This is a genomic window from Bradyrhizobium sp. CCBAU 21365, from assembly GCF_015291305.1.
In the GTDB taxonomy this organism is placed as follows: Bacteria; Pseudomonadota; Alphaproteobacteria; order Rhizobiales; family Xanthobacteraceae; genus Bradyrhizobium; species Bradyrhizobium elkanii.
In genome coordinates this window covers 2129804-2155982 of record NZ_CP030036.1, presented here as the reverse complement: position 1 = coordinate 2155982, position 26179 = coordinate 2129804, and the positions used below count along the sequence as shown (strand labels likewise).

25 protein-coding genes are annotated in these 26179 nt (G+C 58.5%); 7 read left to right on the top strand and 18 right to left on the bottom strand.

The annotated features are described in order from the left end of the window. Positions 1–284: 284 nt before the first annotated feature. A complete protein-coding gene (locus XI02_RS10180) occupies positions 285–2612 on the bottom strand; it encodes a S9 family peptidase (protein ID WP_129964837.1) in 2328 nt (775 codons plus the stop codon). Positions 2613–4425: 1813 nt separating this feature from the next. Between XI02_RS10180 and XI02_RS45205 the strand changes: the two genes are divergently transcribed. The 5 genes from XI02_RS45205 to XI02_RS10155 all read left to right on the top strand — a co-directional run bounded on the left by XI02_RS45205 (position 4426) and on the right by XI02_RS10155 (position 8274). Then, on the top strand, positions 4426–4908 hold the full coding sequence (locus XI02_RS45205) for a hypothetical protein (protein WP_225161258.1): 483 nt from the start codon (positions 4426–4428) through the stop codon (positions 4906–4908). A gap of 28 nt (positions 4909–4936) precedes the next feature. Next, the gene (gene modC / locus XI02_RS10170; protein ID WP_077230995.1) at positions 4937–6133 is read left to right on the top strand and encodes a molybdenum ABC transporter ATP-binding protein; all 1197 of its coding nucleotides are present in this window, start codon (positions 4937–4939) and stop codon (positions 6131–6133) included. Next, the gene (locus XI02_RS10165) at positions 6117–6794 is read left to right on the top strand and encodes a DUF2478 domain-containing protein (RefSeq protein WP_016848191.1); all 678 of its coding nucleotides are present in this window, start codon (positions 6117–6119) and stop codon (positions 6792–6794) included. The genes modC and XI02_RS10165 overlap by 17 nt, the downstream gene beginning before the upstream one ends. Before the next feature lie 370 nt (positions 6795–7164). Further along, entirely contained in the window at positions 7165–7719 is a 555-nt protein-coding gene (locus tag XI02_RS10160) for a peroxiredoxin (protein ID WP_026192308.1), read from the top strand. Positions 7720–7725: 6 nt separating this feature from the next. Beyond that, positions 7726–8274, top strand: a complete 549-nt coding sequence (locus XI02_RS10155; RefSeq protein ID WP_016848189.1) for a carboxymuconolactone decarboxylase family protein — start codon at positions 7726–7728, stop codon at positions 8272–8274. Between the two features lie 233 nt (positions 8275–8507). Here the strand turns inward: XI02_RS10155 and XI02_RS10150 are convergent, their stop codons facing one another. From XI02_RS10150 to nifH, 7 genes are all read right to left on the bottom strand, one after another. Next, positions 8508–8804, bottom strand: coding sequence for a ferredoxin family protein (locus XI02_RS10150; RefSeq protein WP_016848188.1), 297 nt, complete (start codon positions 8802–8804; stop codon positions 8508–8510). A gap of 39 nt (positions 8805–8843) precedes the next feature. Continuing rightward, entirely contained in the window at positions 8844–10151 is a 1308-nt protein-coding gene (locus tag XI02_RS10145) for an FAD-dependent oxidoreductase (protein WP_016848187.1), read from the bottom strand. Positions 10152–10164: 13 nt separating this feature from the next. Further along, positions 10165–11271, bottom strand: coding sequence for an electron transfer flavoprotein subunit alpha/FixB family protein (locus XI02_RS10140; RefSeq protein ID WP_016848186.1), 1107 nt, complete (start codon positions 11269–11271; stop codon positions 10165–10167). A 986-nt stretch (positions 11272–12257) separates the two neighbouring features. After that, entirely contained in the window at positions 12258–12599 is a 342-nt protein-coding gene (gene nifW, locus XI02_RS10135) for a nitrogenase stabilizing/protective protein NifW (RefSeq protein WP_016848185.1), read from the bottom strand. A gap of 191 nt (positions 12600–12790) precedes the next feature. Continuing rightward, on the bottom strand, positions 12791–13978 hold the full coding sequence (gene nifV / locus XI02_RS10130; RefSeq protein WP_016848184.1) for a homocitrate synthase: 1188 nt from the start codon (positions 13976–13978) through the stop codon (positions 12791–12793). A 378-nt stretch (positions 13979–14356) separates the two neighbouring features. Beyond that, a complete protein-coding gene (locus XI02_RS10125; protein ID WP_210291207.1) occupies positions 14357–15070 on the bottom strand; it encodes a nitrogen fixation protein NifQ in 714 nt (237 codons plus the stop codon). Between the two features lie 136 nt (positions 15071–15206). Further along, the gene (gene nifH / locus XI02_RS10120; RefSeq protein WP_026192307.1) at positions 15207–16091 is read right to left on the bottom strand and encodes a nitrogenase iron protein; all 885 of its coding nucleotides are present in this window, start codon (positions 16089–16091) and stop codon (positions 15207–15209) included. Between the two features lie 788 nt (positions 16092–16879). Here nifH and XI02_RS10115 point away from each other — a divergent pair. Next, positions 16880–17293 carry an ArsC/Spx/MgsR family protein gene (locus XI02_RS10115; RefSeq protein WP_016848181.1) on the top strand — a complete coding sequence of 138 codons (414 nt, stop codon included), beginning with the start codon at positions 16880–16882 and terminating at the stop codon, positions 17291–17293. Positions 17294–17746: 453 nt separating this feature from the next. Then, positions 17747–18490, top strand: a complete 744-nt coding sequence (locus tag XI02_RS10110; RefSeq protein ID WP_016848180.1) for an OmpW family protein — start codon at positions 17747–17749, stop codon at positions 18488–18490. A gap of 549 nt (positions 18491–19039) precedes the next feature. On the opposite strand, the gene XI02_RS10105 is transcribed toward XI02_RS10110, so the two are convergent. The 10 genes from XI02_RS10105 to nifB form a co-directional block, all read right to left on the bottom strand. Beyond that, positions 19040–19387 carry a ferredoxin gene (locus tag XI02_RS10105; RefSeq protein ID WP_035632565.1) on the bottom strand — a complete coding sequence of 116 codons (348 nt, stop codon included), beginning with the start codon at positions 19385–19387 and terminating at the stop codon, positions 19040–19042. 961 nt (positions 19388–20348) lie between these two features. Continuing rightward, on the bottom strand, positions 20349–20807 hold the full coding sequence (locus tag XI02_RS10100) for a Rieske 2Fe-2S domain-containing protein (protein WP_016848177.1): 459 nt from the start codon (positions 20805–20807) through the stop codon (positions 20349–20351). A gap of 475 nt (positions 20808–21282) precedes the next feature. Continuing rightward, positions 21283–22437 (bottom strand): DegT/DnrJ/EryC1/StrS aminotransferase family protein, encoded by a 1155-nt coding sequence (locus tag XI02_RS10095; RefSeq protein WP_016848175.1) that lies wholly within the window; start codon positions 22435–22437, stop codon positions 21283–21285. A 44-nt stretch (positions 22438–22481) separates the two neighbouring features. Beyond that, a complete protein-coding gene (locus XI02_RS10090; protein WP_016848174.1) occupies positions 22482–22751 on the bottom strand; it encodes a hypothetical protein in 270 nt (89 codons plus the stop codon). A gap of 35 nt (positions 22752–22786) precedes the next feature. Further along, positions 22787–23146 (bottom strand): DUF3024 domain-containing protein, encoded by a 360-nt coding sequence (locus XI02_RS10085; RefSeq protein WP_016848173.1) that lies wholly within the window; start codon positions 23144–23146, stop codon positions 22787–22789. A 15-nt stretch (positions 23147–23161) separates the two neighbouring features. Further along, positions 23162–23401: a nitrogen fixation protein NifZ gene (locus tag XI02_RS10080; protein ID WP_016848172.1), complete on the bottom strand. Its 240-nt coding sequence runs from the start codon at positions 23399–23401 to the stop codon at positions 23162–23164. Continuing rightward, positions 23398–23718: a nitrogen fixation protein NifZ gene (locus XI02_RS10075; RefSeq protein WP_016848171.1), complete on the bottom strand. Its 321-nt coding sequence runs from the start codon at positions 23716–23718 to the stop codon at positions 23398–23400. Before XI02_RS10075 ends, XI02_RS10080 begins: the two co-directional genes overlap by 4 nt. After that, positions 23715–24068, bottom strand: coding sequence for a hypothetical protein (locus XI02_RS10070; RefSeq protein WP_028343130.1), 354 nt, complete (start codon positions 24066–24068; stop codon positions 23715–23717). Before XI02_RS10070 ends, XI02_RS10075 begins: the two co-directional genes overlap by 4 nt. A gap of 166 nt (positions 24069–24234) precedes the next feature. Beyond that, on the bottom strand, positions 24235–24459 hold the full coding sequence (locus XI02_RS10065) for a 4Fe-4S binding protein (protein ID WP_075968411.1): 225 nt from the start codon (positions 24457–24459) through the stop codon (positions 24235–24237). Positions 24460–24467: 8 nt separating this feature from the next. Then, on the bottom strand, positions 24468–26024 hold the full coding sequence (gene nifB / locus XI02_RS10060) for a nitrogenase cofactor biosynthesis protein NifB (protein WP_016848169.1): 1557 nt from the start codon (positions 26022–26024) through the stop codon (positions 24468–24470). Positions 26025–26179 lie beyond the last annotated feature (155 nt).

The window sequence follows — 26179 nt, the reverse complement described above, 5'->3', positions numbered from 1 at the left end:
GGCTTGCCTGAGCGCCCCCGGCTTCTCGACTCTCATTTGGAGCGAGGACCGGGCGCGACGTCGCGGGGTTCGCAGCCGACCGCCGCGCGCAGCGTTCGCGCCCTGATTTGCGGCGAATTGATGAGGCCGTTGTAGGCATCAGCAGCTGCGTGCGCCGATCAGGATGGAGGTACGCATGACAGCATGTGCGAGAGACCTCGTAGTAGATCGCAACGAGCGTTTCTCAATTTCGAGAACGCGATCGTGGCGCCCCACGCATCGAGGCCTGGATCCTCGATGGATGGTCAGCCATCATGGCCTGATTTGCTCTTCGGCAGTTCAATCGAGCCCGTGTTCCAGTTTGGCGCTGTTTGCTCGAGAATGTTACGGACCAAGAACTCCAGGAGTTTGAGCTGGGCATAACTGCCCGGCGTTCCGTGGTCTGCGCCTGGCACATACAGCATGTCGAAGTATTTTCCCGCCTTGATAAGCCGATCGGCAAGCTGGAACGTGGCGGAAGGATCGACGTTGCGGTCCATTTCGCCGACTATGAGAAGCAATCTACCTTGCAGTTTGGCGGCATTGTCGATGGCGGAGGATTGCGAATATTCGATGCCGACGGGCCACCCCATCCACTGTTCGTTCCACCAGATCTTGTCCAGCCGGTTGTCGTAGCAGCCACTGTTCGCGACCGCGACCTTATAGAAATCGGGATGGAAAAGTAACGCGCTCACCGCGTTTTGCCCACCGGCGGAAGCGCCAAAAATGCCGACGTTGGATATATCATACCAGGAATACTTCGCACTCGCCGCCTTGTGCCATAGGATCCGGTCCGCAAAGCCAGCGTCCTTCAGATTTTTCCAGGCAACGTCGTGGAACGCGCGCGAGCGATGGTTGGTACCCATTCCATCAATCTGAACAACGATAAAGCCGAGTTGTGTGAGCGGCTCGATTGAAGCTGAGAAGGACTTGGGAACGAAGGAACCGGTGGGGCCTGCATAGATGTGCTCCACCACCGGATATCTCTTGCGCTGATCGAAATTGGTCGGCAAGTGAATAACGCCCCATATGTCCGTCTTGCCGTCGCGTCCCTTGGCGTTGAAGCTGAGCGGCGGCTGCCAGCCAGCGGCTATGAGCTCGGAGATCTCCGCGCTCTCAACCTGCATCAGTTCGGCATTATCACTGGCGCGATACAGCACCATGCGAGGCGGAACGCCGATGCGTGACCACAGGTCGACATAGTAGCGACCGCTAGGCGAGAACTCGATGTGATGATTGGCTGGCTCGGGCGTCAGCGGCGTGAGTCCTTTTCCATCAAAGCCAATGCGATAGGCATGGACGAAATAGGGATCCTCATCAGGGTTCATTCCGCTGGCGCCAAACCAAATCTCACGCTTCACTGGATCGACACAATACACCGCACGGACCACCCAATCTCCTTTGGTGATCTGGTTCTTGAGCTCGCCTGTTCGGCCGTCGAACAAATAGAGGTGCTCGTAACCATCGCGCTCCGAGGCCCAGATGATCTCCTTTCCATCATCGACGTCATAGCGAAACGTTTTTCCACTATTCAGCTGCTTCATCACCAGTGCCTGGTAGTCGACGAAGGTCTTGCTTGCCTCATCAATCAACGCGCGCGCTTTGCCCGTGGCGGCGTCGACCTCCACCAGGCGATAGAGCTGATGGCCACGCTGATTGTATTCGAAGGTAAAGCCCCGTCCGTCCTTCCACCATCGGATCGCCGAAAGACCGTAAGGATTCTGAAACGCGGCATTATCGATTGTGACCGCGCGTCGGCTGCTGACATCAAACAGCACGGGTTGGAGCAATGCCAAGGCATCACCGGGTTTTGGATACACCATGGTCAGATGTCTGGGTTGACGCTGGTGCGCCGGCGACGATTCGAGGTAATGGACTTCCCGTTGTTGGGCTGGACGGATTCGGTAGACGGCCAGGTGAGTTGAGGCTGGAGACCATCTTAGTGTCGAGAGAGCATAATAGTCACTCTCAGCTCCGTCCCAGGTCGACTGGATGTCCTGCAAACCGTCTTGGCTGCGCAGGAAGAGATTGTAGTTTCGAATATAGGCCAGCCATTTGCCATCAGGTGATGCGCTTGTCTTGTTTGGATCGTTCTCTGCCGGTGGCGTGTCGTCGTAGGGGCTCTGCTGATTGGCGCCCGAGTGCATTGCATTGCCGGTGCAGGCATAGCTTGCAAGCTCGCAGCTCCAATGCGTATGCTCGAGGTCGAAGCTCATCCTGCCACCCTTGTCGGTCAGCTCGAAATGGTCGAAGGGAAGATTCTCGGGCTGATAGTTCTTGTGGCTCGCTCTGTTCAGAGCAGCCGCGAGTCCGGCTTGATCAAAAGCGGGCTCCTTTACGCCTTTTTCGGCATCAACCAGGATAAACTGGTGCTTGCCATGGGTCGTCCGCCGATAGATGAACGCCTCGCGCTCGCCGAGCCAAAACGGCACGTCGGGGACATTGACGGTAAGCCGGCCATATCGGTCTGCGGTCGTCAGTGCACGCTCGTAATCCGACCGCGCGAGGGGCGCATTCACGACATCCTCCGCCGCGTGCGCCTGCGCTGCTTTGCAAGCCAACAGCGCAAGCATTAAGGCAACCAATCTGTACATTATGATTCGCGTCCCCTCTTAGTGCGCGGACCCCGATGCGAGGTCACTTCGCGATTGATGCGCGGCTCTTCGGTGCGGCTGGCCTTCTTGCTACTTTAGGCGACATGCCCCTTCGGCTCAGCCTCGGGTGGATTCGTACCTGACGAACATTCGGCTCGGCGGCTCGCCAGCAGCCGCAAGTGCCGCCAACAATCCTCACACAGCAACATGAGCAAACGCCGCGCGCCATTTTGCAACGAGCGCTGCAGCGCCGACATTGTCGCATTACTTCCGTGCTCCTTATGCTGAGCAGAATCTATGCCAACTGATGTATATCGCTGCGGCTTCCTCTGCGCACAAGTTTGCCGATTATGCCGAAACGAGGTGGGCGTTTGAGGCCAAACAAAACACGCATGCTGCGCGTGGTCACCTGTGGCGAATGACTCCAAGGAACGCCATTTTGTGGGGAGCTATTTGTCCCGCCTCGGCAACCACTCGAATAAGTAGCCCCTGGGACTTCGGGCAACACGGACCGCACCGGGCTATAGATCGACGCGGGGTCAATGCGACGAAAACTCACGCGATGAGCCGTGGAGACATTCGCGGCAATCCATCGCAGATCATCCTCGACACCTTGGCCGCCGGTCGCCAACGAAATGAACGCGCTGAGAGCTTCTGGCATGTGGTGATATCGTAGTATATATTGCAGGCTTTCGAGGCGAATTCTGACGAACTAACGCGCGCACTTGGAACAGCCCGAAGCAAATCGGGCGCTTATCGGCGTCAAGCGTGAGGACTTTTCTGAACGCCTCTAACCGTGCCGCTGCTCGCGCGGCCAGTCCGCCAGCGAGTACCGCATGTCAAAATGAATGTGCCGTACGACCTAACAACGCGACGCTCGCCGCTTCCTCCACAAGCGCCGGTGTGGCCGTAATTCATTAGATATCCGAGCGGCTCTGCCTCGCCAGATCGCGTGCTCCCATCTCAACGGCTATCGAGACCAGGCGGTAGGTGTCGCCGATCAGATGGATCATTTCACCTCCGCTGACACTTCGTTGACTATCGCGGCGGCCCGCCGCAATTGACGGGCTTCCAACGATCAACTCAGTGGCGGCATCAGTACAGATGACCCTAATGGGTGTCGTCGGGTCCGCCTCCAGGACTGCGATGTCGCACACTCGATACGGTGACTGCGGAGCGCGAATGCGAAGTCGGGCGATAGTCATGGCTTCTTTCGTTCTCCTATGCGTCCGCAGCAGGACGCGAGAGCGGTCCAGGCAGCGGGCGCACGCGATTGTTCGCAGGCGAAACCACCTGCGTGCTGGTGATGAGATCAGGAGATTATTCGTGAGTTCGCGCGTGAGGCGTCGTCCTGAGGGTCGCAAGGGAGATCGCGCTAGGGGGTGGACGAGAGCTAGATCGTGATGCTGATAAGCTCAGGGTAAGGCGGATTTTCGAATGTCCTCCAAGAGATCTTGCTAAATGGTCCAATGCAGCCGAAGAGCGCCCCTTTTGTCGACGCAGATCCGACGGACGACAGATTGTAGCGACGCCTCCAACATCGTTCTCGATGCAAGAGCCGACGGCATCATCTTCAGGTATCTATCTCATGCGTCCTGCGTGGCCGATTGGCGACGCAAACGTCCGAAACCGGACGAGACGATGAGGCCATTCCACACGCTGGGTGGGACATATAAGAGTTTCACATGAGCCAAGCGGGCCGTGCGCCATTTTTTCGAACCGGCACGCAGATTGCTGGGTGAGCAGCAAGGAGCTACCGCGACGAAAGCAGTCGTGGCGATCCATCTTCAGGGCCCCAATAAGGTTTATCCGGTTGATCCTATTCGATCTGGCTTTGATGCTGCTTGCGCCTGACGTTGCGGAAGCCATGAATGAGGGCACCGGCGCACACTTCATATTGGTCACCAAAGCTCTGGCGACTTTCAAGCCGATTGCTGGCCCCGAGGCGGCATCAAGCTCTGGCGGTAGCCGACACCTCTACAGCCAAACGACGCAAGCCTTGCCAGTTCAGCCAGCGGACAATCGGCGTCCAGCCAAGCCGCCTGAGGATTCCGCGGTATTGGATTCCCGCCTTGCGTGTGTGATTGGTATGCGCGCCCGGCAGCGTTCGATTGCCACGATCCTCAATGGCGCGGAGACGCTCAAGATGCCGGCTGTCGTAACACCGTCGATCTGCAATGCTGCCCCCGCGCCTTTTGGCTTCCTCGGGGCGGCGACGCCGCGCTGGAGCCAAGCAGAATGGATTGTCGGCGGCATGGTGATCATCGCCTTTGCGGCCATTCTCCTCGTGATTTGATGGAAAGATACAGCATAGGCGCGGGCAGGTGAGAGAAGCAAGGCCGGGTTATATCGAAGTCGCCTTCAACGGTGCTCCCGCAGGCATCCCGCTGGATGCGCAATTCATCGTACCGGCCAAAGGTGTCACGGCGATTTTCGGTCCTCCGGGGTGCGGCAAGACCACACTCGCGCGTTGCATCGCCGGCATCCAGCCTCTACCGAGTGGATTCTGCGGCGTTGATGGTGAAATTTGGCAGAACGAGACGACGTTTCGACCGCCTCATCTGCGCCCTGTCGCATATGTATTTCAGCGACCCATTCTTTTTTCTCATTTGTCTGTCAAGCGCACCCTTCTGTACAATGCATCGAAATCGAGGGTGACACTGATCGACTTTGAAGGTGTGGTCAAGTTGCTCGACTTAGCGTCACTGCTTGACTGTTCTCCGTCACATCTTTCTGGCGCCGAGCGACAGCGAGTTGCCCTAGGCAGCGCGCTACTAGCCCAACCGCGGCTACTTTTGCTGGATGACCCGCTCATTGTGCTCGACCGTCCCGCCAAGCGCGAGATTCTGCCATTTATCGAGCGCATGCGTGAAGAGCTCAGGTTGCCGATGATCTATGTCTGCCATGACATGGCTGACATCGAGCGCTTTGCCGATCATCTCGTCATGATGAAAGATGGCATCGTGACTGCGGCCGGACCGCTTCAAGTCGTTCAGAGTCATCCAGCGCTTGCCGCGCGTGGCGAAGCGGCGGTTTGCGTTGATACCGTGGTCGGCGGCTACGACGGGCGCTATGGACTCATCATCGTCCGCCTCAGAGGCGCGCGTCTGCTAATACCTGGGCCGCCGCTCAGACCTGGCGCGCAGCTACGGCTGCGCATTGCAGCCGCCGATGTCAGCATCGTGCGCGAGGCTCCACGCGCAAGCTCCTTCCTGAATGTCTTTCCGGCACGCATCAAAGCCTCCCTTCCGTTCGACGAATCGGAGATCACGTTGGTTCTATCGCTCGAAACTGGCCGTTCGGGCGTGCCGCTTTTGTCCCGCATCACACGCCGCTCCTATGATACGCTAGGGCTCAGCAACGGAATGGACGTATTCGCCGAGGTCGCGCGAGCCTTGCCGGTCTCAACCCCCGAGCGGTTGCTCATAACGCCTGCGATACCACTCGGAGATGCTCTACAGCGGCGCGCCGACACCCGAAACGAACAGAACTCGGATCACGGCCATGATCGACAATTTTGACAACGTCGATCCGACAGCTTTGGCGGCGATTCTCTACCAGCCAAAGGACGATGCCGATAGGCTGATTGCCGATTTCGTCCAGGATCTCGCGCGGCATGACGTACGCGTCGGCGGCATCGTCCAGCGACACTTTATAAATACAAACGGCACGCACGTTATGCTCGCCGTCGACGTTGCGACAGGGCGAGAGATCTCGATTTCCCAGCTACTCGGCAGCGGGGCAGCGTCCTGTACGCTCGATACAAACGGACTAGCTGAGGCCGCAGTTGTCGTTTCCCAAGCGCTTCGCGACAAAGTCGATCTCCTCGTGATCAGCAAATTCGCCAAACAAGAAGCGGTTGGCCGCGGCCTGCGAGCTGAATTTGTTGACGCGATCACTCGGGGTGTGCCGCTCCTGACAGCTGTTCCAAGAAATTCCCTTGTCGATTGGAGCGCTTTTACGGGTGATGTTGGCATGCTGCTCCCTTGCGATCGTCAAGCCGTAGAGGAATGGTGGCGCGACGTCGCCACGCGCCCGGCGCGACGCCGCGCTTTCAATCCCAGCTGGAGCTATTTGGGGACTATGATACCGGACAGCTTGATGACGGTTGCGAGAATAATGCCAAGATCGGCTCCGGAATCGCCGGTTGCGCTCCTTCACGGCTTACAAAAACAACCCTAGCTTCGCAGCCGTTTCACACCGTGAGATATCCGGATGCTGTGCCGCCAGCGCCGAGGTCCATTCTCGGTAGGCAAGTAGCCGTTTCGACCAGCGGTTCAATCGCTGGTCGAGGAATCTGGCTGCGACTTTTTAACTGCGGTACCCCACTCGTGATATACGCACGCGCTCACCGACGGTTCCAAGCGATCGAGCATCGCGTTTCCACGCGGCGCAATGGAGGCGGATGTGAGAGCCATCGGACCTCACGATCAGATGCCTGCGCCCGGGCCGCTGGTTAGCTTCGTTGCGACAATCCGATCTTGAGAACGGATGGCATATAGCTTGCTTCACCAGTGATGGCACAAACGCAAAGCAAACTTGTGAGGTCAGCATGCTCGGAATTGGAAGTCAGTTGCCGCCGTTCGAAATCACTGGCGTGAAGCCCGGCTTTCAGGCGCATGAAGAAGAAGGACACAGCGCGTTCGAGACGCTGACCGAAACGAGCTTCCCCGAAAAATGGAAGATCATCTTTTTCTATCCCAAAGATTTCACGTTCGTCTGTCCGACCGAGATCGCCGAGTTCGGCCGGCTATCCAAGGAATTCGCCGATCGCGATGCTGTCGTAATGGGTGGTTCGACTGACAATGAGTTCTGCAAGCTTGCCTGGCGGCGCTCGCATGCAGACCTGCACAATTTACCGATTTGGCAGTTTGCCGACACAAAAGGGACCTTAGTCGATGGCCTTGGCGTGCGTTCGCCCGAGGGCGTCGCCTATCGCTACACCTTTATCGTCGATCCCGAGAACACAATCCAACACATCTATGCGACCAATCTCAATGTCGGGCGTAGCCCCAAGGACACGCTCCGCGTTCTGGACGCGCTACAAACCGACGAACTTTGTCCCTGTAACCGCGAAGTCGGCGGCGAAACACTGAAGGTTGCGTGAGGCGGCATGTCGTCGATTGAGCAGTTGAATGAGACGATTCCCAATTTCGCCAAGGACGTCAGGCTTAACCTTGCGTCATTGCTGGCCGATGATACGCTGTCGCCGCAGCGACAATACGGCCTGCTGCTGGCGAGCGCCATTGCCACTCGCAATGCAGCCCTGATTACCGCGATTGAAGCGGCAGCCACCGCCGTGATGACGCCTGCGGCGATCGCCGCAGCGAAATCTGCAGCCTCTGTGATGGCGATGAACAACGTCTACTACCGATTCGTTCATCTCGTATCCAATCCGGAATACAAGACCATGCCGCCACGGCTGCGCATGAACGTGATCGGCAATCCCGGCGTGGATAAGTCCGATTTCGAGCTGTGGTCGCTAGCAGTCTCGGCCATAAACGGCTGCGGTGCCTGTGTCGACGCTCACGAGAAGACGCTGCGGGCTGAGGGCGTCAGTTCCGGAGTGATCCAGACTGCCGTGCGCTTTGCTGCGATTGTGCAATCAGTGGCGGTTGCGATCGAGGCCGCCGGCCCGGCTCCTTCCACGGCGATGGGCTGAATATCCTTTGCGCCGTCGAATCGACTCCGTTTGTGGCACCACTCAATGGTGCCACAACCAGTCCTTCGCCGGTCCAGAGCGGGTGTAATATCCTCAAGCTGTGCCTCGCCGGGCGTCCCCCACGGCTGCGCGCCTCGTTCGAATCCACCTGCAGTGCAGATGAGCCAGAATGCCCGCAAAGGCGGTGAAATCCCCCGTCTCATGGCGATCACATCGCGGCCCTTTGTTGCACTTCACCCAAACTTGAACAGCACGCCGTAACCGCCGCGCGGATAACTCCACTTGATGTCACCGGTGGGTTCGGCGATCACACGGCAGGTGCCGCACTCAATGCAGCCGTCGACGGTTATCTCAACTTGGCCGTTGTCGTTGAGTTCGTAGCATCGCGCGGGACAGGCGCTCAAAAGCGCAAGTAGCTGTGGCGACGGCGTCGTGTGCGCGCGCACCGTGACGTGAGGGCGACCGACGTCGACAAGATAGCGGTTGTAGTACAGCTTGTCTTCGACGCGTACTGTAGGCTCGACATTCATGCTTTGATCTTCCATTGCTGGACTTCACACTGTTGCCGGTCAGCGCCAGGCCCGGGTAAAACGACACGCATCGCCGAACAGACCTGTCCATGACCGCGCCTTGACGAAGGATTTCAAGGTCGCCTTCTCCTTCTCAACCTTCGGCGTGCCATCGACACGTACAAAGTTCTGCAGCGCCTTGGAAATAAGCTGCGGATAGGTAAGGAAGAAGTTTTGCGAATGGGTGTGCATCAGCATCGGCATATCCTTGTACTTCTTTAGATCTTTGATGACAAAGGACTCGTCGAGCATCTTCTTGTAGAGCGACAGATTTGTCGCGGTCATCGGCTCGCGGCGCGATTTTACCTGGGCGATCGCTTCGGCCGCGATGCGGCCTGAAGTCATCGCAAGATTGGAACCTTCGCGATGAATGGCATTGTTGAGCTGCGCCGCGTCCCCGACCACCACCCAGCCCTCGCCGTAGAGCTGCGGGATTGCCTTGTAGCCGCCTTCAGGAATGAGATGCGCCGCGTATTCCTTGACTTCGGAACCTGCGATGAGCGGCGCCACGGACGGATGCTGCTTGAAATGATCGAGCATGCCGTAGGGCGTCTGGGCGGTGCGCTGGAAATCAGCGACGAGACAGCCGATGCCGAGCGAAATGCACTCCTTGTTGGCATAGATGAAACCCATTCCGGTCATGCCGCGAGAAATGGTACCGGCCGCCTCGATCACAACGCCTTCGTCGCCCTTGAGATTGAAACGGGCCTCGATAGTCTCGCGAGGCAAAAAGTGCATTTCCTTCACCGCGAGTGCCACATTATCGGGTTTCGGCCGCGACCGCAGGCCCGCGCGCGTCCCGAGCAGGCCATTGACACCCTCGGCCAGCACGACGACGTCGGCGTGTATTTCGCCGTCGCGGCGATCAGTACGAACCCCGACGATCCTCTCGCGGTCGTCCCGTACGAGCTCGGTGACTGTCGTCTCGCACAGCACGGTCGCGCCGGCCTCCCGCACCTTCGAGGAGAACCATTTGTCAAACTGCGCGCGTATGATCGTGTATCTGTTCGGCCGCTCCTCGTTGAAGTCATCCGAGCGGTAGTGCATGCCAACATGCGAGCGATCGTCCATCATCCAGAACCGCTGTTCGACCAGATGGCGCTCGAGCGGCGCCTCCCCGCGAAACTCGGGGATCAGCTTTTCCATCATGTCGGCATAGAGAATTGCGCCCTGCACATTCTTCGATCCCGGATATTCGCCTCGCTCGAGCTGCAGCACCTTCATGCCGCGCTTGGCCATGGTCAACGCCGCTGCGTTTCCAGCCATACCGGCTCCGACCACGATCGCATCAAACCTCTCTTCGATCATCACGGCATCTCCTCTAGACCGCGAGCCGGGCGCGCGAATCCGGCAAAAGCCTGGCGCGAAATGCGGCCGTCAGCGACGGGAGCAACTGCATGGCGTCGCTGATGATCGCGACATGGGCGAAGTCGAAGATCGGCGCGTTTTTGTCGGTATTGATGGCGACGATCAGGTCCGCCCCCTCCACGCCGACCCTGTGCTGGATCGCGCCGGAAATGCCGGCCGCAATATAGAGCTTTGGCCGAATGGTCTTGCCGGTCTGGCCGATCTGCCGGTCAGACGTCACCCATCCCTTCTGCACCAGAGGACGCGAGCAGCCATACTCGGCGCCAAGCAGAGTTGCTAGCTCGCGCACCAGCCGAAAATTCTCGAGCGATCCCAGTCCTAGGCCGCCGGCGACGACAACATCGGCATAGGCTAGATTTGACGTTTCGGAATCCCGGTCGGGAATGAACGTCAGCACCTTCGTGACGATATCGTCTTCAACAAGGCCAAGCGGATGGATGATGATACGAGCGGCATCGCGTACGACGCGCTCCGGCATCGGCATGACGCGCGGGCGGACGGTTGCCATCTGTGGACGATAGTTCAAGGTATAAATCGTGCACAGCAGCGAGCCGCCAAAGGTCGGACGCGTCGCCGCAAGCGAACCGTCGGCGTCGACGTCGAGCGCAGTACAGTCGGCTGTGAGTCCCGTCGACAAGGTGGTCGCCACCGAACCTGCAAGATCGCGACCGAGTGTCGTCGCGCCTAACAACAGGATCTCAGGCTTGTAGGTGTTGACGAGTTCGGTTAGCGCTTTAGTGTATGATTCGTTGCGGTAATCCGACAATACATTGTCGCTCACGAGATAGGCCAGATCGGCGCCATAGCAAAATGACTCCAGCGCGGCGTTGCGCGTCGGCTGCCCCTCCGGACCGATAACGACCGCGGCGAGATTCACCTTCAGCCTGTCGGCAAGCCTGCGCCCCGCTCCCATGAGCTCCCAGGAAACCGGATGCACCTGGCCACGCTCCTGCTCGACAAAAACCCAGACATGCTTGTAGGCCTTGAAGTGCTCCGGAAGTTCCTTTTTGGCCGCCGCGCGGCCGGCCGCCGGCGCGGCCGTTTTGGTGACATTGCTCATGCTTTAAATTCCCCTCAAAATGCGCGCGCCCGCGCCACAGGATTGGTTTCTACTTCGGCTGGCTGGAGATCACTTTTGATCAGCAGATGGCTTGCTGCTCGTTGTTTCCGCTTGCTCGGCGCGGCCCGACCGCGCAACGAGAGGCGTCGCACGGGGTGAACGTACCTGGCTGGCCAAGTTCCGAGATGGCCCCAAGACAGGTTCATTGCGCGCTCTATTCGACAAGCGCCAGCAAGGCGGCCTGGCCACTGCGGTCACTCTAATTGACTCTCTCCATGGCTGATTACGCCGGTCCGCTTGCTGCGCAATAGCTGCACCTTGCTTTCGGCCTAGCGCTCCGCATCGGCCGTGACGACTCGGTCGATGCCACCGCACTTTCATGCGATGAGTGCTCGGCCGCCAGCGCCGCCGACTCGCAGGGGAGGTTTGGCTCTTTTCCTGGCGCATGTTGCTATCGGCTCTGAGGTAGCTGTGGATCTGCGCGCAAGTGGGCACCCGCCTGATTTGGACGATGATATGCATACGTTTCCGAGGTGTGGCGCTGACGGGCGAGTTACCCATTGCCTCCCATCGCGGGCTCGATGGCAGTTTCAATTGCGTCAAAAGCCATTTGGGGTGCCACTGCGCGAGCGTGAACCACGAGATGATGCCGCACAACTCGGCCGGCAGTAGACGTAGCGTGAAAGGTCTTCCTTCAAATCTCATCTCGAACGGCTACCATTTGTCTGCATCGATGACCGGATCGACCCGACAACAGCAAGTGTCGTACCAGTTGCAAAACTCGGGGAAGATTAGGCGAACGCAATGACTTAGGGGACACTTGGAAGGGCTGCTAATCCCCAGGACACGACCACTCCGAACATGGGTCGGGAATACGACAGCGCCGCGCGAGCCATGGCTGCGGAGAGTCGATCCGGAAGAAGACGAAGGTTGCACGAGGGATCATCACCACGCCACACTTGGTGACAAACCTTGAAAGCGCGAGATCACTTCAGCTCGCTCAATGGGACAAAGGCCATCGGCTTGTCATGGTCTGCAACAGCATCCTTCAAAACCTTGAACACCCGCTGGTCGATTGGCGACGATGCCACGAAGTCGGCATAGGCCTGTTCCAGCATCGCTTTGCAACGAGCTCTGATGTCCGGTTCTGCGGCACCAGCGAATTGCTCCTTGGCAAGATATTGTCCCATGCGCTTTAGGATGTGAAGGCGCGCGACATTGACGATTCCGGGGTCGTATTCGACGCCTAGCAGTGAAAAAAACTCTTCCGCGGACGAGGCTTTGTTGAGCCGATCCAGGATACCGGCTGATGGGTGCGAGTTACTCATCGAAAACTCCCTTTGAATTGGCACGTGGACGATCGGCGACAGCGCGGCACCGCCTGGTGATCCTGCTGCAGCCAACCTCGCGCGACCATGCTGAGGCAGGCCGTCGTGGCCGTCGATTAACGATGCCCGATACCGTCCTCGCGGCGCTTGGTTTTCGAATAGCCTGTCCAGATCTTGCTGGGTACGCCTCTTCAGGCCGGGTGGGGCGACAAGTATCCGCACACATCGCGCCAGATCGCTGCTACTGTTTCGCGCTCGACCGGCACCTTGTGCTTTATGGCATGCTTGCGGACTTGCGTCAGGATCTGTCTGGCTTGGTCGGCGCTGGCGACGAGCTGTAATTCATTGAGCAACGCGGTGATCGCCGACAGCCCGGAATGCTTACCGATCACAAAACTGTTGCGGCGCCCAAGCAGAACCGGATCAAGCGACTGGTAGGTACGTTGATCTTTTAAAAGGCCATCCACGTGAATGCCCGATTCATGCGTAAAAATATGCTCTCCGACGATGGCTTTGTTCAGAGGAATCGCACGTGCGGCTGCCGCTGCAACCACTGCGGCGACCTTCTCGAGTTCCGGAAGTATGATGCCGGTCTCGCGCCTGTAGAGCTGCTTGAGCGCGACCGCGACTTCCTCGAGCGGTGCATTTCCAGCCCGTTCGCCGAGGCCGATAACGGTTACCGAGGCGTGGCTCGCGCCGGCCTTGATGGCGGAGAGCGTGTTGGCGGTTGCGAGGCCGAGATCGTCGTGACCATGAAACTCAAGTTCGAGATCGGTGGTCGCCCGCAAATTTCCGACCAGAGCGGAGGTTGTGTCCGGGTCGAGCACACTGAGCGTATCGGCAATACGAAAGCGACGCGCTCCCGCCGATTTTGCCGCGGCTATCAGTCTGATGAGAAAGTCGATGTCGGCGCGGGAGGAGTCCTCGCCGCCGACGGCAACCTCAAGTCCCCGCTCACGTGCATAACCTACGACTCGCTTCACTTGTTCCAGCGCCAGGTCGCGACGACCGCCAAGCTTGGCCGCGATCTGGATATCGGAACTCGGGATCGACACATTGACCATGGACACCTTCGCTTCGATCGCCGCGTCGATGTCGGCTTCGCGCATCCGGCACCAGCCTATGGTGGTCAGCGGAAGCTCTGCTTCGACGATTGCGTGGATGGCGGTGATCTCCTCGTTGCCCATCGCGGGCGTTCCCGCCTCGATCTCCGTCACGCCGGCCCGCGCCAGCGCCTGCGCGATCGCCAGCTTTTCCTCTGTGGTGAACGCAACGCCAGGCGCCTGCTCGCCGTCGCGTAATGTCGTGTCGTTGAGCACGGTCGGCTTGGCGCTCGCCTGCTCGGGCCAAGCCGGCTTGGCGGTCTTGGTAGCGGCCATCACGAAAGGGCTCCTTATTGCTTTTGACCCACAGGCGCTTCAGCAACCCCCATGCCAGCCCGCCACGCTTTTTAACCCGTTGAAAACAATATGCTTACTTCAGCGGCTAGCTTGCCTTCGCTAATTGATTGTCGCAAACGCGACAGGCTTATGAAGCGGACGGCTCATCCTGCCTCTCGCAACACCGAGCTCGAATGTTAACGCGATTGCGACACGCCGGTAGGCACGAATGTCGCGGAGTATTTGTGGCCCGCCCGCCTTAGACCCATGGTCGCGCGCGCATCGAAACGGCGTTAGGCCGCGCCCTCCAGTTCCTGCTGAACTCGCCAAAGCGCGCGCGGGTTCTAGCTGACTTGAGCGATCGAGCCTTGCAACGGCTTAAATGGGCCAGTCGACGCCGATGACCGGGCGAGCCGTCTGCAACAGAACGTCACGCCGACGTTCTGCCATCCGGCTCTCGCCGCTTTCTTCGCCGAAGCAGAGATTGAAATCGCTACATTGCGTGCAAACGGGCGTTGTACACATGACGAGGCCTTCATCCTCGCACAGCGAGCGGTAGAAGAAGCGCTTCCAGCGCATATTGTTGTTATTGCGCGCGGCGAGCGGCGCGAAGTGGCGACTTAGCAGCCGAGAGAGTTCGCCACGATTGCGTAATCCGAGATCTTCCCACAAGTGGTTTGGCTCTATGGCGCGGCGTGCGATCATCGCGGCCAGCCAACCCCCGATACGTCCTTCCGTTGAGCGTTGCTTGAGCAAGAGATCGCGCACCATTGCGATTTCGTCGTTCTCATCGCACTTGAAAGCCAGGAGCTGCTCCGACACCTTGACCCCGATCGATGGAAAATGGTGGTCCAGCAGGGCCGCCAGCTCGTGGCCGGACAGGCCGGCCTTCTCGGGAAGCGGGCCACCATCCATCGAGGCGGCCGCCAGAATTGACGCCAGGACATGGCAATCGAAATTGCTGTCGGTCGTAATGTCGGCCTCTTCGGGAGGCACACCAGTGAGCGCTCGATAGGTCGCAATTCCTCTTTGCACCTCGCTGCCCGCGTCGGCGCAAACAGCTGCAAACGGATGGAAGTTCGCTTTGGGCATGAATCTTTTACAGCGTCACGTTTGCCCCGTCCCATTCTAGCTGGCCGGGTGATCGTCAGAATGCCGGTCTCCCCGGATGGGGGGTGAGGGAGACCGGCATCCGTCGCGCGCCTTCACAAGGCCGCGACCCGCGACCTTACGAGGCCGCGAGCTCGGCGGCGGTCTTGCCGACGATGGATTCGTCGACGGGCTTCATTATGCCATGCTCCATCAGCATGTCCTCGAGCTCGTCCATGGAGATCGGGGTCGGAATGATGCCCTTGCCGCCATTGTTGTGAACCTTGGTCGCAAGATTGCGATAGTGATCGGCCTGCTTCGACTCGGGCGCATACTCCAGCACCGTCATGCGGCGCAACTCGGCATGTTGCACCACATTGTCGCGCGGCACAAAGTAGATCAGCTGGGTGCCCAACTTCTTGGCCAGCGCCTCCGCCAGTTCCAGCTCTTTGTCGGTCTGCCGCTCGTTGCAGATCAGGCCGCCCAGCCGCACGCCGCCAGAGTTGGCGTATTTCAGGATGCCTTTGGAGATATTGTTTGCGGCATACATTGCCATCATTTCTCCGGACATGACGATATAGATCTCCTGCGCCTTGTTTTCCCGGATCGGCATCGCAAAGCCACCACAAACCACGTCACCGAGCACGTCGTAGGACACATAGTCAATGTCCTCATAAGCGCCGTTTTCCTCCAGGAAATTGATCGAGGTGATGACGCCGCGGCCGGCGCAGCCGACACCCGGCTCAGGACCGCCGGACTCCACGCAGCGGATGTCCTTGTAGCCGACCTTCATCACGTCCTCGAGTTCGAGGTCCTCCACGCTGCCGGCGCTCGCTGCAAGGCTCAAAATCGTGTCCTGCGCCTTGGCATGCAGGATCAGGCGGGTCGAGTCCGCCTTAGGATCGCATCCCACGATCAGGATTTTCTGACCCATCTCGGCCAGTGCCGCCAACGTATTCTGGGAAGTGGTCGACTTGCCGATGCCGCCTTTTCCGTAGAACGCGATTTGTCTCAGTGAAGACATGTTGTTCTCCATCAACCGATTTGCCAAAAGTTGCGCGCTTCCTACACGCGAGCTTGTTTCTCTCTCAGAAACGGGGCACACGGGTTCAAGGGAAGGAGCGCATCGCTCGCCTTACGCGTCGGCGTGCACTCAGCCCTCACTCAGTGTTGCTGCCGCTTAATAGCAACCGTCGTGCCAACACTGTCCGCGCTCATTAAGCTTCTGATTGCATTCTAAAAAGCCAACGAGCCGTTGAACAACCCCGGAGTGTTTTGCACCGGACAGGATCCGCTCGGCTGTCAGAAAACGAACACCGGCCAACCAATCAGGCTGGAAAACGGCAGCTTGGCATGACCAGATCCAATGCTCTCAAATGGAACGGGACTTGCTCCTCTTCTTGCAAGCCAGTGGTCGGCAATTTGGGCAGAGCGAGATGCAGTCGAGGTTGGCATCTCTAAGGCATGTGACCGGCGATGGGGTTCGTGGTCGATGATGCGAGGTAAATTGTGCGGCTCACCGACCAATTGATCCAACTGATCAGAACGACGCGCCTGAGCCTGAAGGCACTTACAAGGGTGCCTCGGATCGAAACTAGCTGCGGTTCTGCTCCGCGCTTCGTTTGCGAGACATGAAAGGCCAATTCTCGTTGATGAGTTAATCGTCCAACGAAGACATTAAGAAGGGGCGCAAGCACGGTACGGTGCTCAAGCCGCTTATGTGTGATCATTCGCACGAGCGTCAAATGCGCTCTCCGACATAGCGGAACCCGTCGCCGATCGTTCAGCTCAGCGAACCCACATAGGCAGACCATGGCGACAATCGTCTTTTATCAAAAACCCGGCTGCGTCACCAATGCACGTCAGATGCTGGCGCTGAAGGCCGCTGGCCATGACGTGATAGCCAAGGATATATTGAAGGAGCCGTGGGCTGCGGAGGAATTGCGACACTTCTTCGGCAGGACGCCGATTGCATCCTGGTTCAACCGAGCCGCGCCTCGTATCAGGTCAGGCGAAGTTAATCCTGACGCAATCGACGCAGCGAGCGCACTGACGTTAATGCTGGCAGATCCGCTCCTGATCAGACGTCCGCTGATCGACGTCGATGGTACAAGATGCGCCGGATTCGATCATGAAGCCGTGCTGTCGTTGCTTGGCCGGGACGCGCAAGGTGACCTTGAGGGATGCTCCCACGAACAACAGGGCACGCACTGCCCGCAGATGTGAGGATACGATCGATCATACGACTGCGCCGCCAACCAATGCGAACAACGATCCTGCCTTATCGCTTGGTCAGGATGGCCGACGGCATGTTCGGCGAGACGGCCGACGTGCGTGGCTCTTCGTAACCAGCGGCGCTCAGATTGCTCGGTTTGAATAAGACATGTCGTCGCCTGCGGTGTGGGAAACCACCGCAGTTCTATCGCGCACAAGATTCCTGCAGCCCGGATTTGATCAGAGCTTTGAGCCGAGACACGGTTATTGAATAGATTCGGCTCAGACGGAATGTTAAACTGAATAAACGATACGGACAGAACCACGGAGCTTCGTGGTCGTGATCCTTATGCAACGTGGCTGCATAATTGCGCTACGTGCGCCGCCATTTTGATCAGCATCAAATCAATCGCCGTCTCCCATGTGTGACAGAGGTCTCGCGCGACTCTTCGCGCGAACTTTGGAATGGAGAATTCGATGAGGATCAAAGCAATTCTGACGACGACATCGCTGCTCGCGCTCGCGAGCTCGTTGGCCAGCATGTCGGTTCAGGCCGCCGATCTGGCGCAGGCCCCTATCTACTACAAAGCCCCCCCAATCGAACCCTTCAATCCGTGGATGATCCGCCTGCGCGTTCTCGGCGTTTTACCGGATACCGCAGGCAGCTCCGTCAATGTCGCCGGGGCGTCGCCGCTATCCTCGCCAGCCTCCGGGCTATCGATCAGCGACCAAGCGGTACCGGAGCTCGATATCACCTATTTCTTCACAAGAAACGTTGCCGCCGAACTCATTCTCGGTGTGAGCCGCCATCACATCAGCGGCACAGGTAAGCTAAATGGACTAGATATCGGCAAGGCTTGGCTGTTGCCGCCAACGCTGACTCTGCAATATCACTTCACCGATTTCGGCCCGCTCAAGCCTTACATCGGCGCGGGCATCAACTACACCGTATTCTTCAACCAATCGGCTGCCAATACGTCGCTCGCCGGCCTTGCCGTGACGGATTTGCACATCGCCAACCAGTTCGGCGCCGCGGTCCAATTCGGCTTCGATTATATGCTTGACCGCCATTGGGGCCTCAACTTCGACGTGAAGAAGTTGTGGTTGCGGCCGGATTATTCGGCGACCGTGAACAATGCGATTGCCGTCACTGGTCGCGCCAATATCGACCCATGGCTCGTCAGCGGTGGCATCACCTACAAGTTCTGAGGCTGGAAACACGCTTCAGTGAACTTCCCGGACGCGCCGGGTCGCCGGACGCGTCTCTCCGTTATAATACAGTACAAACGCCAGCGAGATGATGCGTAAAGACGCGTCGTCTCGCCGGTGACCAGGAGCCACTCCCAGCATTGCTCGCGCTGTGCGTCACGGATGTGTCGGTAAGTGGTGGAAAACAATCAAATCGAGCCACTAGTGATAGGCTCCTGCTCGTGCTTCCCGGCATTAGCAGAAGCGGCCGCCTGCCTATCGGCGCCGAGAATTCAAGGCGGTCGCCCCCTGCGAGAGAACGACCGCACTTGCAAGGACATGAGCTCAGGGCTCTTCGGCCCCGATCATGAGTAGAATCCGATCAAGGCTTAGCTTGTAGCGCATGTTCTTGAAACCAACGCCATAGCGACAAGTAAGCAGTCCCGTGTTGGGCACGTACTGGAAGCGTTAGGGCACCCGATCATTGTCGAACGTTCCAAGATGCTAGCTACTGGGCGGATAGGCCTGCGATGTTCGATACAAAGGGCGAGCGGCGCTCAAGCGACGCCTTTAGCTTCGCCTCAGCACCATCACGAGGCGATCGACACGTTTGCCCTGCTTGAGATGAGAGTCTACGATTTCATCAACGTCCTCAGGCGTGGTGGCGCGATACCAGATTCCGTCTGGATAGACGACCATCAAAGGACCGGAGTTACAAAAGCCAAGGCAGCCCGTCACCGTGAAACCGACATCAGTGAGGTCTTGCGCTTCGATCGCCTTGCCCATCCGATCCCAGAGGGCCTGCGCCCCAGAAGCGCCGCAACTGCCGTGCGGATGATTCGGCGGACGCTGCGTGTTGCAGGCAAAGACGTGATGCCTATAAAGTTGAGGAAGCTCGAATTCGGTTTCTGCGTTCATGCGCCTATCCTGAAATCAACGGCCTCCATCATCTGAAAAGAGACAAGATCCGAGCGCATCCGCCCGAACAACCTGCTCCTCAGTCGAACGCCGCATCGACCAATTGATCCTACTAATTCCCACTCCAGCTTGCGAAAGCGGGCGACATGCCGATGATGATCGCTGACGATCAGCGATACTCGACATCTAGAATATCCTCCTTGATCAGCTTCAACCTCGCGGTGTCTCCCTCCGCATTACTTACGCAACCATCCAACTTTTCCAAGCAAGTTCCGCACCAGATGCGTAGCGATCATTTCTTCAGCGATCTCATTCGATGCTCCGGCGCGATTGACGATTATCCGGCGCGACTGACAATTATGCCGAGGTTGCAACATTGTCGCCCTCCCTTGTTCCATGCGTGACATATGGCACATCGCGTTTGATACGCTCCCGCTTCAGCATTTCGCGTTGCGCACCGTTCGCACGCACAATAGCCGGACCACGCCAACGCGCCCGTTCGTGCATTCGACCTTGGCGGCCGCCACCGGCTGACTATGGTGCGGCACTCGCTAAGGGCATCGCATGAGCGAAAGCTTGGCATTGCAATTGCTACGCCCGCTTCGGCGGTCGTCCAAGAATTGTGACACAGGATCGTCATTCCTCCAGACCAAACGGTCCTGTCAGTCTGGGTCCCCCCATTTCAACCAGCCCAGACGGTGCCCTCGGCGTAACCGCCGAGGGCATTTCCTTCTCAAAGACATCGTATCCAGCGGCGGCAATGGCCTGCTGGCTCGATTTGGTGCGCTAGCGCCAAAGCACCTCCTAGGTGCCGCGAAGGTCGCGGTCGCACGAGGTTCGGCTGTTCGCCTCTCAACGCCAAAGCATTGACGCGCGTCCGCGCCCAGCACTCGCTGGTACGATGGCATTATTCGGCGACAACGCCCCGGAGACGTGTTGAGCAACAGCCAAGTGACGCCTGCTAATCGGGATGGATCGTTATATCCATGGTTTCGTCGCTGTCCTCGAACGGCTCGGAAAACCGATCATCCTCAAGTAGCTTGATGCCACACAGGCAGACGTCACCTTCGATGACGGCGAGTGCGATCGGCTCAAGTGTTTGTCCAGTGCAGGGACCATCGATGCACAGCCCGGTGTCGATCTCAAATTTCGCACCGTGCCGTGCGCATCTGAGAAAGGAGCGATCGGAGGAGAAGAACTCGCCGGAGCCGATGTTGAGCCATAAGCTGTCATGCGGACAACGATTGACGTAGCCTAGATAGTCATCGTCAAAAGTGCGAACCACAACAATTGGAAACGGCCGGCTCTCGCCGCTGTCGTCTACCTGCGACAAGCTAAAGGCCTTGGCGCCACACCGCTCGATGGCATCGACCGGACAGACGGCGAACACCTCGATCTGATCACACATCGGGCCGATCATCCCTTTGCTTATCCAGGCCTCGCAGTTTCCTGCTTGAAAGCTTCGACTGCAGCCCGGGCCAGCCGAAAAACGCCGCGGCCACGAGCGAGCGGCCGATAGGTCGAGCCGGCACGGGTATTGAGGACATCAAACCATTGGTTCGGCGTGAGCTTCGCCGGGCGCTCGCTGATTTGGATCACTCTCCCGTTTGGAGCGAAGCGGACGTGAATGATGACCTGTTGAGAAGTCATGGCAACCCCTATTTGGCCGACTTTAAAGACCCGAGCCGAAACTGACGATCTCTGTTGCGACGTGCTCCGTTTCCGGCAGCTTGCGTGGCCTCCAGCCGCGGCTTGGAGACCGCGCCTCGCTACTTTCGAGCAGGTCTTCTTCGTGCCCACGGCCCCCCTCGGTCGCCCCGCTCATCTCGCGCGACGTTGCAAGTGGGATCATCGCATTCAATCGTGGTCCTTCGATGTGGTGGATGACGCGCATCTCAGTAGATCGCTGCCCCTGCGCCCACGTTGATCGAGGCATCCTTTACGGCTTCGACAATGAACTCGATCCTGTCGTTCGTGAGATGGGTGTGAAACGGCAGCGCCAGGGCGCGATCGGCGATCTTTTCGGCAACAAGGAAATCGCCACGTCGATAGCCGAGTTCGAAGTAGTGGCGTTGCAAGTGCAGCGGATGGCTATAAGCGACGGCTTCAATTTGGGCGACTCGCAGATCATCGACGATGGCATCGCGACCGGATCGCGTGAAGCGTGTTCCAAGATGGACGAGATAGAGCAACCAATTCACCTCGGTCACATGGGGACCAACGTAAGGCGGCTTGATGCCCTCAAATGATTGCATATGCGCGTTGTAGAGCTGCTCCACCAGCCGACGACGCTCCAGGATTTCATCGAGACGCTTGAGCTGCGCCAGACCCAAGGCTGCCGTGAGATCGCTCATGCCGGCTTGGTATGGTGCTGCGGCACCGACGATCACGGAGGAGCGTTCGTCCAGGCGGTGGGCGCGATAGCGACGCAAGCCAACCGCGATGTCGATATCGTCCGTTACCACCATTGCGCCTTCGCCACAACTTAGGGCCAAGGGCTGGGCAAAGTCGAAGACCGCCAGGTCGCCAAACCGGCCGACGAGTTCGCCCTTGTAGCGCGATCCGATTGCTTCGGTGGAATCCTCTAGAAGCGCCAGATGGTGGCGCTGCGCGATCGCCCGCAATTCCGACCACGGCGCGGGATGGCCGTTGGGATTGCCGGCGACAATCGCCCGCGTGTGGGCCGTGATGCGCTCTTCGGCTTTATCTGGGACCAATGTTCCCGACCAATAGTCGATGTCGGCAAATACCGCCCGCGCGCCTGCAAGACCGATCGCATGGACGGTCTCGCGGAGTGAATAGGGCGAAGCGATGACTTCCTGCCCTGGCCCGATGCCGACCGCCTTGAGCGCAAGCACGAGCCCAATGGTGCCGCTCGAGACCGCAACGGCATATTTGCGGCCAAGATAGGCTGCAAAAGCGTGCTCGAACGCCTCAGTGACCGACCCATTGGAGATCTGCGGCGAGCACAGAATCGTTTCCACGGCGGAGAGCTCGGCGAAGGTGATATCGGGATCGGACAATGGAATGAAGGACGTATTTGCCTCCATCCTGTCCGCACCATCAAGCCGATGCGCTGCCAGTTCAATCCCGCTCACCGCGCAACATTCCTTCTTGCCAACACGATGCCGGTCGCCCGCTTCGGATCGGCCGTAATCTGCACGCAGTGATCCGACCCGTCGAGCAAATGCAGATCGAAACGAGGGAACCGCCGGAACGGCTGATCCGTCACATCCGACGCATCGCAGCGAACGCATGCAAGCTGCGGAAAGCGGCGCCGCAGCTCGACAAGGGGGCCCATGTCCGCGCCGTCGACAGCAAGCAGCCCTTCGATTTCAATCAATTCCTCCGCAGTAAGCGCCATCGTGGCTCCTCTAGGACTCCCTAAGGTGGTCGTCGTCATTGCCAGAACAGGCGCTCCGGATCCGCGTTCAACTCATCGATTGCTGAAGTCAAGTGGTGGTAAAGGCTGTAAAATTCCCAGATCCCTTGCGCGTGGTTCTTGCAAAACAGCTTCCAGATCCCACTGACGGTGTCGTAAAGAATCAGCGCGACATCAATGAGACCACCATCCTGGTCGATATTGCGCGAGCAACAGGGACTCTCGATCAGATAACCACCCCTCACTGGCGTCACGTTCGGCGAGACATACAGATAGCGCTTGCGCGAGCTCAAGCCGCGCTCGATCCGCATGCGATCGAGCTCGTTTGGGTGAGGAACCAACCCGGTTTTTACCTTCCTCATCAGCGCGGCAGTCATCGCGAAAGCCCCCCTTCAGAGCACCGTGATTTCTTCTTCAAAACAGCCAATGAGCCGTTGCACACCAAAATCGACAGTATAGATCGGCACGTCGGCTTCGGTATGGATAGCGACTCTGACGATCTCGCCGGTTGCTCCGGCGCCGAGCACGATCCCGTCGGGTTCCGTATTGGGAAAAGAGCCATCGTTGATGAGGTCGACCGCCGCTTTAACGCGTTGGCCCCGCCGATATTTCGGAAAGCGGTCCTCAGTCATGACACAGCCTCTTCCGGCAATGGCAAATCATCGATCTCCTCGCACGCGTCCACCGACTCAAGCTCCTTGCGCTTCATGCCAACGCGGTAGCCACGTTCGAGAAACTCGACGCCGTAGATGTAGAATTGCTGCAGGAACGTTCCGATCGAAACGACGTAACCCACCTCTCCCTTTTTGACCAACACCTCGCCAATCTCTTTGCCGCGAAAGGTGCCATCATTACGGATGGTGCGATTGGCCCGTACCTTTTCGCTAAAGCTGAAGACAGGCGGCCCGCTGAGCTCGACGACGTCGCTATCGCGAACGATTTTATTCATGCAGCGCTCCTCATGGACACGCAGGGCCGCCGCCATACCAGCGCAAGCGAGGCCTGCATCGATTTGTCCTCATTCTCGAAGACATCCCGCGATTCACCAGCGGCAATGCCGCACGCCATTTCAAGGCGGAGATACCGGTCAGGACCGTGCTGCGGTGCAGTTCGCACCCTCGGCAACAGTCCCTGCATATTCTCGAATCGCACGGAGGCGTTCGGGTCGTTCGCCATGGCTAACGGCCACTCATCGCGGACAACCCATGCCAGAGAGTGGCGGCACTCGACCTCCGCATGACTCATCAATCGGTAGAACAGCTGCAGCGATGCGGCGCGCAACGGCGCGATCAACTTCATTGTGCTGGCCGGCCAGCATCGGCGCCATTCCTCGCACATCAAGCGAAGATCCGGGCCAGACGGCGAGGCTGCGATGGGGCTCGCTTCGCAGGAGCAGGCGCATGGGCTCATTCCTGGGCACGGTTCGCATCATCAAGCGGCGGCAATCCGTTCACTGGGCTCACCTTTAGGCTGGCGCCTGGTATCGCGCCAAGGATGTGTCAACAACGCAGGTATTGTCGACTGGACAGGCGGCGACGCATTGCGGCTCGTCGAAATAGCCAATGCATTCGGTACATTTTGCCGGTTCAATGACGAAGCTCCCCGCCTTCTCAGAGATTGCAACGTTCGGGCACAAGGGTTCGCAGGCTGAGCAGCTCGTACACTGCGAAGCAATGATCTTGAATGGCACATCCCCCCCTACGCCGCAGAGATCACGGCTTTCTGCCGAATCGACGCGTCGCCGCGCTTCACGTGCTGGATCTCACCGCTTTTCACCCGGTCGAGATAAGATCGGAACCAGGAGATCGCCGACTTCTCAAACAACTCATGCGCGTATTGATCAACCGGCTCGATTCCGGCCTTGATCAGGTTGCTTTTCGGGCTGCCGCCGATTTTGGCCACGAACACCGCGTGGCAGTCATTGATGCCGCGAATGATAGTCGAAAGCCTATCCTTCTCCCCATCACCGCCTTGGCAGTAGACGTCTACGCGGCGGTGGCCGACGAATTTAGTGCCGGATGTGGAAAGTTCGTAGACTTGGAATTCCCTCGCATGTCCAAAGTGCTCGTTGATCAGGCCGGAGCCTTTGGTTGCGACTGCCACCAGAAGCGAGATCTCGCTCGCCGCTCCGGCCAATTCCCCGAGCTCTTCTTTGCTGGCCGCGGCCTTGGCAGCACGCTCATCCTCTACCCGGTCTTGGTAAGCCTTGCGCATCTCGAGATCGTATTTGACGTCCATCTTCATGACTCGGTCGGTCGTAAACTCTGCGCTGCGATCTTCTCCGAGTAGACCCACAGCATCGGCACGGCACTGACGGCAGTGACGCATCATGTTCATCTCCCCTTCGCAAGCATTTTGCAGCGCCTTCAATTCCTGCGCTGTCGGCCCGCGTTGACCGTTGAGGCCAAACACCGTGCCGTACTCGGGTGCGGAGATCAGCGGCATGATATTGTGGAGGAAGGCGCCGCGCGACTTCACCGCCTTGTTCACTTCGACCAAGTGACCGTCGTTGATATGCGGGATCATCACAGAGTTGACCTTACACAGGATCCCCCGTTCGCTAAGCATCTCCAAGCCTAGCAGCTGGCGATCGGCAAGTACCCTTGCCGCGTCGAGGCCGGTGTAGCGCCTGTGGTTGAAGAAGATCCAAGGATAGATCTTGGCGCCGATTTCGGGGTCGATCATGTTGATGGTGATCGTGACATGGTCAACCTTGGACTTGGCGATGACGTCAACATAATCTGGCAGGCTCAGCCCATTGGTTGATAGACACAGCTTGATGTCCGGAGCCGCTTTGGCGACGAGTTCGAACGTCTTGAACGTCTTTTCTGGATTGGCCAGCGGATCGCCGGGACCGGCGATGCCAAGCACGGTCATCTGGGGAATAGTGGCCGCGACCGCAAGCGCTTTCTTTACCGCCTGCTCCGGCGTGAGCTTCTCGCTCACCACGCCCGGACGTGATTCGTTGGCGCAGTCGTATTTGCGGTTGCAGTAGTTGCACTGGATGTTGCAGGCTGGCGCTACTGCGACGTGCATGCGCGCGTAATGATGATGCGCCTCTTCGCTGTAGCAGGGATGGCTCTTCACTTTTTCCCAGATCTCGGTCGGCAGATCGCCTTGCCCTGCCCGCGAGCCGCAACTCGCCTGCCCGGAGTTGGACGAGGTGCGGCAGCCCTTATGCTCGGCGGCCTGCACCATCTTGCTGGCACCTACCGCAGCTTTGGCACATTTTCCGCGCCCGACGACCGCGTTCATTTTCCATGTCTCCCTGCAGGCAATCTTCGGCTTCTCAGGACCAGCCCCGAGAGCCTCAGCAAGAGCAGTAGCAACTCATATGCCATGGTAGAGTCGATGCGATTGTAGCCATACGCCAAACAGTTAGCTGGAACAGCAACGCAACCGAATGCAAG